Below are 10286 nucleotides of genomic sequence, written 5' to 3' on the forward strand. Positions count from 1 at the left end.
GCGCAGGGAAGCGGGACGATGCTGCGCTCGCCCAGAATTCAGAGGCGTCGGCAGATCACTCGCATACAGCCACCCAAGGACAGCGGCCTGGAGCGAGAGGCTGTTCCCGACCGCTGCCGATCGCCACCCTGTGGGCCGGGCTGGGCTTCGCGGTGACGACTCCCATCGATTCTACTAGCGATCGGCCAGCGAACCAGCTACCCCGTCGATGACGCGAAACCCGCTCTGGGGGCCGGTAGACCCGAGAATGGGGGCCTGCATCCACGAACAACGGCCCGGAAGGAGAAGTGCGCGCGTCCGGGCCGCGGCCGGTCACCGTCACTCGCCGAGGGGCGGGGAATCCCAAGCCCGAGCAGAGAATCCCACCAGTCCCAGACGACGACTCCCACCCAGTCTATTAGCAACCGTTCAGCGAATCCGCTGGCTTCCGGAGAAAGGCTCCGTTTCTTCTTTCTTCTGTCCTCGGCTTGGTTACCGGTTGCTGTCGCGGCTGGTCAGTGACGTCAGCAGGGTCACGATCCGGGTGCGCAGCCGGGCCAGGCCCTGACGCATCGAGGCGAAGTTTTCTCCGGCGGCCTGGCGGAAGTCGCTGATCTGTACACCGACCTCGCTCACGCCTCCGATCCGCACCACCGGCGAGCGGTCCCTTGTGCCTGTTCCACCCCTATCGGATTTCGTGGAGGGTGGTGGCGCGGGCGTGTAGTACGTCGTGCAGCATCGTGCGGGAGATCGTCGTGTGGGACAGGTGTCCTTGCAGGGTGATCACCGCGTGCGCGGCGGCATTCTTGGATCAGGTCGGCGAACGCGGGTGGGAGAAGCCCGCCCTGTGGTGGTGGTTCGTGGAACACGGTGGCCAGTTCGTAGCCCAGTGCTGTGGCCGCGGCCCGCAGCCTCTCATCACCCGCGTCGCGGTCGTGGTCGGTGATGAGGTCGTCGCGCAGGTAGCCGTAGGCGAGGGGACGCAGTTCGGTCATGGTAGGCGCTGTGTGGTGCGGGTGAGCTCGGCGGCGTGACCGGCCGGGCGACAGGTCCCCGGGCGCGGGCCCGGGTGGCCGCGGGTGGTGGTGCATACGGTGCTCTCGGCGAGGGTGCCGGTGAGGTGGGCTCGGAGGTTGCGGCCCTCGGGTGCGGTGACCGGATGGAGCAGGCGCAACGGGTTCAGGGTCATGAGAATCGAGGGGTTTCTGGGTTGGTGGGTTTGCGCGGTCCGGCCCGGTGTGGCCGACTTCTTTGTCGGCCTGCTGACGTCGTTGTCGATGCCGGGTTCGGTGCGGGCCGCTTACGGCCGGTTCGACCACCCAACCCACTATTGATGTGAGTACTCACATCAATAGTGTTACTTCCATAACCCCATGTCAAGCCCATCCCAGCCAGATCCGGCTACTATTTCGCAATCGCAATCGCAATCGCAATCGCAATCGCAATCGCACTCCGACGCCCGGACCGTGGACCGGTCGCAATGCCTACCACCCACGCGAAACGCCCGGGTTCCCGACCCGGCCCCCGCGAGGGGCTTGATGGTGATGACCGAGAGGCGGCCGGATCACTCGAGTCGCTACCGCAAACTGATGCCGGTCATTCGTGGCGCCCCGCTCGGCGTGCGAGGTTTCCCGGGATCGGGATTCGCGTGCGGGCCGGGGTCCGACGGAGCCGAGCCTCGATCACCCTTGCCGGGTGTGTGTCCGACGCTCGGCTCCGACCCCGCGTGGCCCCTGGACGCTCGAAGCGAACCAGAAACCGACCGAATGGTACTAAGGGTTCCTAACAGATTGAGTTCTTCTTGAGTCGACGCCAGCAGATGATGCTGCAGGCGATGCTGAGGAAGGCTTCATGGATGTCGTCGCGGATCTCCCAGCGTATGCGCAGGCGCCGGAACCAGTGCAGCAGTGCAATGGTTTGCTCGACGACCCAGCGGTAGACACCCAGCCCGGAGCCATGGTCGGTGCCCCGGCGGGCGAGCTTGGGGTCGATCCCCTTGCCGCGCACCACTCTGCGGTGTTGGTCGTAGTCGTAGGCGCGGTCGGCGTAGAGCGTGCCGGGGCGGCGACGGGGGCGTCCGCGCCGTCCACGTACCGGCGGAATCGCTCCGATCAGTGGGGCGAGTTGGGTGACGTCGTGGCGGTTGCCGCCGGTCAGTGTCGCCGCGAGCGGGATGCCGTGCCCCTCGGTGATGACATGATGCTTGGAGCCGGTCCTTGTACGATCTACAAGGCTCGGACCGGTTTTCGGCCCCCTTCAACGCTCGGATGTGTGAGCCGTCCACCACAGCGCGGGACCAGTCGATCAGCCTCGCAGCGTTCAGCTCGGCCAGCAGCAGCTCGTGCAACCGTTGCCACACCCGGGCATCGTGCCAGTCCCGCAGCCGCCGCCAGCAGGTCATGCCCGAGCCGTAGCCCAACTCCTGCGGCATGAACTCCCATGGGATGCCCGTGTACAACACGAACAGGTTGCCGCATAAGGCCTTCCAGTCGTCCGCTCGCGACCGGGATAACGGAAGCGTCGCTCGATCGTGGGCAGCAGTGGCTCGATCCGCTCCCACAACCCGTCCTCGACCTCCCACGGCCTGCGCTGGGCCACACCAACCTCCCGCCAGATGATCAACAACCGGCAAGATCAAACCACACCAAGATCAATCTGTTAGCAACTCTTACGAGCCTCCGTGGGCTTGCCTCCGATGAGCTGTTCGCGATCCCAGCGCACCCGCACGGCGCCGGTCTTGACCAGAGCTACTCGGCTCTCGAACAGATGAGGCGTCAAGCCGCGCGGGCGGGCTCGAACCACGAGCAATCCCACCGGTCCACACCGGCTCGGACGGGACAACACACCGCACCGCCCGTCCGGACCAGCGAGCCGGCCTCGGCGCTCACGGTCTGACATGAGGGCTTTCGCCCAAGATCGGGCCAGGAGTCACCAGGCAGGGTCGGTGAACGGTGCACGACGTCTCCGGCACCAAGCCTGTGAATAGGCCTACCCGCGGCCCTGTTTCGCCGAGACCGAGGTCACTGTAGGTCTTCTTGATCCCCACGAGGTGGTTGGCCTTGACCTCCTGGCTCATAGGCAAGCCGTAGGCATCCCCAAGGTTCCGGCGAAGATTGACGAGGTAGTCGAGCGCATCGGTCCAGGTGTGCATCGGAATGAGGACGCATCCAAGGGTGTAGGTCTGCGAACCACCCCCGTCTACTGCCCCTGTGTCGCCCATCTCGTCGATGTAGGCGAACTCCGCAGTGGGCGGTCGTTTTTGAACCGCGGTCATCCGACCACCTTGCCGTCCTGGGGCCAACCTCACCACCGGCACCAACCCTGCGGACGTAATCAGACTCGAGTCATCAAAGGTCGACTCTGCCACCGGCCGAGTGAGTGAGAGCTGCATCTACGGCGTGCTCGTTGACGCGTTCGCCGCCATGGAGCAGTCGTAAAGCACCGCGTAAGACGGAGCGGCGCCATAGATGCGCGGATCGACGGGTGCGCAGTGGCCGGTAATCCAGGCTTGCCGGGTGCTGGAGGGTCCGCGGGTTCCGGGCATTGGGATCAGTGAGACGAACCGGAGTTGCCGGGAGTCGACGAGATCACTGAGTTTCTCTACGGTCGGATACGGCATCGAGGCGGTGAATCCGCCCATGGGCAGCACACTGTGCCCGGCAGCGATATAAGTCGCGGCGCTGCTGGCGTCTCCGACCGCGAACAGGTATTTCTCGCCACGGTGTTCACTTTCGAGGTATTCCAGGAGGCGACCGTCTGGGGTGGTTCCGAGCAGCGGCGTCGCGACCGGCGGGGGCGGCGAGCCTGTGGGCGCGCCGAACATCATCATCAGCCCGGCACTGCCGACCTCGGTGCCGTAGACCGCCAGCGTCGTCGGTGGACCCGCCACGGGGTTGGCGGTCAGCACCGACGACGGTGGGACGGCCGGTGACGCCGCTATCCACGCGACAGGCCCGACAGCGACGGCGACCACCGTGACAACGGTGACCTGCGTCATGGGTCGCCGAGCGAGAACTGCGACCACGCTTACGATTGTGAGGATTACGATCACCGCGACCAGTGGTTTCGTCCACGACTCCGACTTCACGCGCCCCACCTGAATCGTCGCTGTCGCCGCTGCGACGGCGAGTGCCGAGAGCATCACCCGGCCGCAGTGGCGCCGGTCTCGGGTCTCGGTGGTCAGTGTGATCAGACCGCGTCCGGCCAGCGCAGCGATCGCGGGAGCGAGCATGATCGCGTAGTACGGGTGGGCCCCGCGGGTCGCGCTGATCGACGCGCCAGCCACGAGCAGCCACCCACCCCACAGCACCCACCCAGCAGCCACCCGTGACTGGGCCTGCGGAGTCAGCGCGGCCCCGGCGATGGCGACGACGACAGCGAAGGGCAGCAGCCAGCCGACTTGGCCGCCGAACTGCTCGTTGAGCAACCGCAGCGGTCCCGAAGAACCCCCGAACGGCACCCCCATCGGCCCCTGGTCGCCGCCCACGCGGCTGAAACCGTTGTAGGAGAACACCATCTGCCACGGCGAATTGGTTGTACTGCCGTCGAGATATGGGCGCCGCGCTGCGGGAATCAGGGCGACGGTGCCCACCCACGACAGCGACAGTGCCGCCGTGCTCACAACGAAACCGGACAGGTGGACCGCCCGGGCGCGGAAGGGCGCGGGCGACCCGATGGCGTATGCGGCGACGAAGGCTGGCATTACGAGCCAGGACTGCAGCATCTTCACCTGAAACGCCGCGCCCACCAACACTGCGGAGAAAATCAGCCACCGCGGGCCGTCATCGATCGCCCGGGTGAGCGTGTAGGCGGCGGCGACCAGCAAGAACACCATCACCGAATCCGCGAGATTGACTTGCGCTGCCGCGAACGTGACTGGGCTGACGAGAAGAAGCGCCGCCACCACCGTCCCGGAGAGAGGATCGGCCCAGCGGCGCACCGTCAGGTACAGCATCGGCACCGACGCGATCGCGGCCACAGCTCCGGGTAGCAGGATTACCCAGTCGTGATAGCCGAGCACCCGCACTGCCAGCGCCTGTAACCAGAACGCGCCGGGCAGCTTGTCGATGGTGATCGACCCAGCGCTGTCGAGCGCGCCGAAGACGAAGTTCGACCAGTCCTGGCTCATACTCCGCACGGCTGCGCTGTAGTAGTAATGTGTGTTTCCCCTGGTCAATCCCCATACGTACAGCACGGTCGCCAACAGAGTGAGTATCGGCAAGGTCAAGTTCGCGCGCATGGCGACGGTGAACCGAGCCGATGGCATCACGGGGCTGCCCGATGGTCGGCCCGCGTCTTCGATGCGCGTCGTCGCCACTCGTGAACTCCTTCACTGTAGTGCTACACAACGTAGCACTACAGGCGGTAGCAGTAAGGTTGACGGCAGGCTGTCCTTCGCACACCTCCAGGACGCCGCCGGTCGCACTTTTCCGGCGGAGGTCCTCCAGCGCAACGATAGTGGATCTTCGCGGAAAAGGTGGGCTTGCCGCCGCCGACATCGCCGTCGACCAACGCTGCTCCCGTCTGTCGATCCGCCGAAGCCGTTACCCGCTGCGATCGCACTAATCGCAATAACCGCAACTACCGTGTTGACGGCCACCCCCTTCAGCCTCTATCTCCTTCTCCTGTAGCGGGGAGATCGAGACCAGCGGCTCGCCCCAACAAAGTTGCATCTCCGAGATGCCCCTCGAATCGACTCGAAACGATCGCTTGGCAAACCCGAATCTTCCAGGCCGCACCCGGTTTCGCGATTTCAAGTCCACCCGAAGCAGCAAAGCAATTCGGTGGATCAAGATTAAGGTCTATAGTCTTGCGTTAACTGCTGTTTTGCTTGCCTCGCTGATGATGAAGTGGATGGTGGAGCGGCCGGCGCTGGATTCCTCGGCGAGGTCGGCCAGGCTCGCGTCGTCGTCGGAACCAGCCCATAGGGTCCAGTGACGACAAGTCGCGTTAGGGGTTGAGGAACATTTGAACGAAAACCGGCGCCAAGAACTCAGTTCAGAATAAGTTGGGGTGTCGGTTTGGTTTGCTGTGCAACGTCTTTGAGACTCCCGCTGTGGTTGATCGATCAAGTGGTGACCGATGCGTTGCGGACGAGGCTGGAGCCATTGATTCCGGCGCGGCAGCGGCCGTTTCGGCATCTCGGCCGTCGGCGGACCAGCGACCGAGCGGCGTTGAAAGGCATCCTGTTCGTGGCCCGCACCCGTATCGGCTGGAATCAGCTGCCGAGCGGACTGTTCGGTGCCCCCGGCGCGACCTGCTGACGGCGGCTGGCCGAATGGCACGAAGCGGGCGTGTGGCAGCGGCTGCATGAACAGCCGCTGAGCGAACTGCTTGCCGCCGGGCAGCTGGAGCTGTCTGCGCGCCCTCAAAGGGGGGGACCACACCGGCCCCAGCCCGGTCGACCGGGGCAAGCCCGGCTCCAAACACTATTTGATCATCGACGCTGCCGGAACACCCCCGGCCGTCACACTGACCGGCGGAAACCGCAACGACGTCACCCAGCTCATCCCGCTGCTGGACGCTCTGCCCGTCATCGGTGGGCGGGTCGGCCGCCCCTGGCGGCGTCCCTGATGGCTTCACGCCGACCGCGGCTACGACCACGACAAATACCGTAGGCTGGGCCGCGCTCGCGGCATCACACCAGTCATCGCCTGCCGCGGCACCACCACGGTTCCGGACTCGGCACTGTCGGCTGGCCGGTAGAACGGACCTTCGCGTGGCTGTACGCGTTCAAACGCCTCAGGACTCGCTGCGAACGCCGCGCCGACATCCACTACGCCCTACTCAGCCTCACCTGCTCGGTCATCTGTCTCCGAGACCTAATTCTGAACTGAATTCTAAAGGGTTCAGGGCTTCGGGGGCCAGTTGCCGGTGACGATCATGGCTAGGTTCCTCAGTGATTGCGTACCGCGATCGAAATAGGACATGTGATTGTCAGGGTTCCAGCCTTGTGACCCCCATGGGTCCGTGTCGCCCTTCGCCGCGACGCCGCGGGTGGAGTCGGTGTGGAACGAGGTGCCGCCGAAGTCTGGGCTGGTCGGCGCCGGACCGTGCGTCGAGGGCATCAGAAGGATCGAATCATGTTCGGCGACAGTGGAAAAAACGTGCCGGTCGATATCGGCGGGATCGACACCGACCAGGCGAAGATCTGTCGCTCGCTCGACCCCGGTGCCGAAGCTGCCCATGAAAGCGACTTGGTCGGCGTACAGTGGCTGCATAGCCGCATGGCCAGCGGTAACGGCACCGTAAGAGTAGCCGACGACGGTGTTGAGGGAGGCAGTTCCCTCGTGCGTCGCCCGCAGCCCTTCCTGGTAGTCGCGCAACAGCGGCGCACCTTCACGTGCATAGCGACTATCGATGCTGGCAATGACGCCTTCAGGTGGCTTGTACCCGATCCACGCGATAGCCGAGGTTTCGCCATCCGGAGCAACACTGCGAGCACCATCGCACAGATTGCCGCCATATTCGACAAGAAAGGGTACTCCGTCGGTTTTTCGCCCCGCAACCATCGGTAGAGTTACGACATATTTGGCGGTGTCCGGATTACCGACGGCGATCGCCGTCCGGAACTGGTCGTCGAGTAGCGACAGATAGCGGCGCGGCGAGCCGCTCGGCGCATCTAGGGCCCGGGCGATCTCCGAGTAGTGGTCCATAGCGTCGATATCGAATTCCCGTTCGGCCCGGTCCTCCAACATGGTGAGGGTCCGCCGGTTGTAGTGATCACGATCGATCTGTGGGATCCCGTTGCGGTTGCCTAGGAACGGATCAGCACGATACAGCTCGTCCCTAGCCTCGGGTGACAGGTTGGACCAGTACGTATGCAATTGTTTTGGGTGCGTCGGCACCGTAATCCCGCTCGATTGGTGAGGCAGGGAGACGTCCGGAATCTTGCCGCCATCGCGGAACTGACGTCCGGCATGGTCTGCGGCATCGACCTCAGCCAGAACATCACGCACCTGCTGGCTGGTTCGGTGATAGATGGAATCATTGAGACCGGTACTGAGCTCGTGGAGCCGCGATGCGACAGTGCGCCGAAGATTCAGCCACTGGGCCTCAAGGACCCACTCGTGGAATGTGCGCAGCCTCCCCTCCTCTCCGCGTGCGCCGCGAAGCACTCACGCCGGGCGCGGCAATCGACCTGACCACAGGGCTGCCGTTGCCCACCCTATCGGGGCCAGAGCACATAAACTGTACCGCGCAGCGAAAGCCGGCCCGCTCTCCCGGCACAATGTCCGGGTGAGTTACGAACTGTGTGACGATGCGTCGGCCGCCGACTGGCTCGTCGAGCAGCGCCTTCCGTGGCATCGGCTCGTGACTCGCGGCCCAACGGGATATCCCGGTTATGCCCGGGTGAGGTTTATCCCCGATCCGAGCTTTCCCGGACAGAAGACCAGCGACGTCGACTTCGAACCGCACGGATTGCCGGAGAAAGACGAGGTCGGCGCAGCGCTGGAGATCTTGTCCCGATACACGGCCACGCCGGGCCAGTGTTACTTCTGTTTGTGGAACGGATGGTCGACCACCGCTATCGAGTCACCACCCAACTTCCGCATCCCTCACCGCGACTACTGGCTGTTCCGCGGCACACTGGCGGACTACGCAGACTGGAACAGCGACAACCCCGCGCAGTGGCCCTACGGCGACTGCCCGGATCCCGCGTTTATCTGGCCGGCAGACCACACCTGGTGCCTCACCAACGATGTCGATTCCCACTTCGCCTCCATCGGAGCCGACCCCGAAGCGATAGATCTAATCGTGACCGACCAACGAATCGACGCGGTACTCGACGATCCAGCACGACAGCCACCGTACTGGCTCTAACCCATACCGAACTCAGCTAGGCGGTGTCTCGAAGTAGGTGTCGAGGTCAGCTTGCCGAGTGCATCTATAGCATCAGCTGCTCCTGCGAGCGCCGCCGCTCACCTGGAGGAGCTGCTGATGGCCAGCGGGATCCTGCCCCAGGTCGACAAGTAGATCTGCGCGTTCGAACGCTGGCTTACCCAGCACATCGCCACCATCACCGATCCGGAACACGCCCGCCTGATCAGGAGGTTCGCCGCCTGGGATGTCCAGCCACGACTACGAGCACGCGCCGACCGGAAACCTCTCACCGTCGGAGGCTACCGGGGGTTCGTCAACCAGATCAGCCAGGCGACGCAGTTCCTCAGCTGGCTCTCTCAGCGCGACTTCACCCTGGCCGGCTGCGGCCAAGCCGACATCGACGTCTGGCATGTCGAACACAACGCCCACGCCCGCACCGGCATCCTAGGATTTCTGCACTGGTGCATCACCAACAATCTCACCCGCCGGTTCACGCTGCCTACCGTCGTGATCGGCCCGGCCACCCCCATGCCCCCGAATCAACGCATCGAGCTCCTCGGTCGCGTGCTCACGGACCCGAGCCCGCCGTTGGGGTCCCGCGTCGCGGGGGCGATCGTGCTGCTCTACGCCCAGCCCGTCAGCCGCATCGTCCGGCTCACCATCGGCGACGTCCTCGACATCGACGGTCAGGTGCTGCTGAACCTCGGCGAACCACCATCACCGGTCCCCGGACCGGTCGCCGAGTTGCTGCTGACCTGGACCGACCAGCGCACCAACATGAAAACCGCCACCAACCACGACTCCCGCTGGTTGTTTCCCGGCCGCCGAGCCGGCCAGCCGATGCACCCCAGGACCCTCAGCGACCTGATCAACGCCCTCGGCGTTCCAACCCGGCCGGGCCGGGTCGGCACACTGCATCAGCACATCCTCGAACTGCCCGCCCCGGTGGTCGCCGAAGCACTCGGCTACCACCACCACACGACCACCCGCGCCGCCGCCCAGACCGCCGCGACCTGGGGCCGCTACGCCAATGGCCCCCGCACCCGGAAACCGACAGGCTGGACACCTACTCGCGACAGTTGATTACGAGAGCCTACCAGTCCGGAACCCCAACAAGTCGGCCTGCTCGGTGGTGGTTCCGGTTTCGGATACGAAAGCGAGAGCCCGTTCGCGCGGTGTTGGCGTGGGGACAGTTTCGGGAGTCTCCGCGCCGCACAGCGGCTCTTGACATTCCCCCGTGTAGTGGCAGTGTCGTGGGTGAGGCCGGGGTCTGGGCCGCCGCTCGGGCACTGGTCGAAACGCCGCGGGCTCGGTCGTTCTCCACGGACCGGGCCCTGCGGTGTGGTGGACTGTATCGACCGACTACCCGAAATCGGACGGTCGTATCGAAAGTGTGGAAGTGTGCGGTGTCGGTCGTTGGGCGGCGTGGTAGGGCTGGGTGTGTCGGGTGAGTGAGCGGTGTGTGGTGGTGGTCGGTCTCTACG

General features: G+C 64.8%; 7 protein-coding genes and 2 pseudogenes. 4 read left to right on the plus strand and 5 right to left on the minus strand.

The genetic code is table 11. The features are described from left to right. Positions 1-471: 471 nt before the first annotated feature. Positions 472-615 (minus strand): hypothetical protein, encoded by a 144-nt coding sequence (locus ACWEH3_RS34975; protein WP_450026281.1) that lies wholly within the window; start codon positions 613-615, stop codon positions 472-474. A 143-nt stretch (positions 616-758) separates the two neighbouring features. On the opposite strand from ACWEH3_RS34975, the gene ACWEH3_RS34980 reads away from it, so the two are divergent. Further along, on the plus strand, positions 759-1013 hold the full coding sequence (locus ACWEH3_RS34980) for a hypothetical protein (protein ID WP_450026283.1): 255 nt from the start codon (positions 759-761) through the stop codon (positions 1011-1013). 748 nt (positions 1014-1761) lie between these two features. Here ACWEH3_RS34980 and ACWEH3_RS34985 read toward each other — a convergent pair. The 3 genes and pseudogenes from ACWEH3_RS34985 to ACWEH3_RS34995 form a co-directional block, all read right to left on the minus strand. Further along, positions 1762-2577, minus strand: a pseudogene (locus ACWEH3_RS34985) (IS5 family transposase). A 286-nt stretch (positions 2578-2863) separates the two neighbouring features. After that, the gene (locus ACWEH3_RS34990; RefSeq protein ID WP_450026293.1) at positions 2864-3253 is read right to left on the minus strand and encodes a hypothetical protein; all 390 of its coding nucleotides are present in this window, start codon (positions 3251-3253) and stop codon (positions 2864-2866) included. Between the two features lie 117 nt (positions 3254-3370). Beyond that, positions 3371-5296, minus strand: a complete 1926-nt coding sequence (locus ACWEH3_RS34995; protein WP_450026285.1) for an ArnT family glycosyltransferase — start codon at positions 5294-5296, stop codon at positions 3371-3373. Positions 5297-6038: 742 nt separating this feature from the next. Here ACWEH3_RS34995 and ACWEH3_RS35000 point away from each other — a divergent pair. Continuing rightward, a pseudogene (locus ACWEH3_RS35000) lies at positions 6039-6815 on the plus strand (IS5 family transposase). A 12-nt stretch (positions 6816-6827) separates the two neighbouring features. Here ACWEH3_RS35000 and ACWEH3_RS35005 read toward each other — a convergent pair. Further along, positions 6828-7937, minus strand: a complete 1110-nt coding sequence (locus ACWEH3_RS35005) for an alpha/beta hydrolase (protein WP_450026287.1) — start codon at positions 7935-7937, stop codon at positions 6828-6830. A 280-nt stretch (positions 7938-8217) separates the two neighbouring features. On the opposite strand from ACWEH3_RS35005, the gene ACWEH3_RS35010 reads away from it, so the two are divergent. Beyond that, a complete protein-coding gene (locus tag ACWEH3_RS35010; protein WP_450026289.1) occupies positions 8218-8802 on the plus strand; it encodes a hypothetical protein in 585 nt (194 codons plus the stop codon). A gap of 564 nt (positions 8803-9366) precedes the next feature. Next, complete coding sequence (locus tag ACWEH3_RS35015; RefSeq protein WP_450026291.1) at positions 9367-9885, plus strand: hypothetical protein; 519 nt, start codon at positions 9367-9369, stop codon at positions 9883-9885. Positions 9886-10286 lie beyond the last annotated feature (401 nt).

This window comes from Nocardia sp. NPDC004718 (assembly GCF_053601535.1).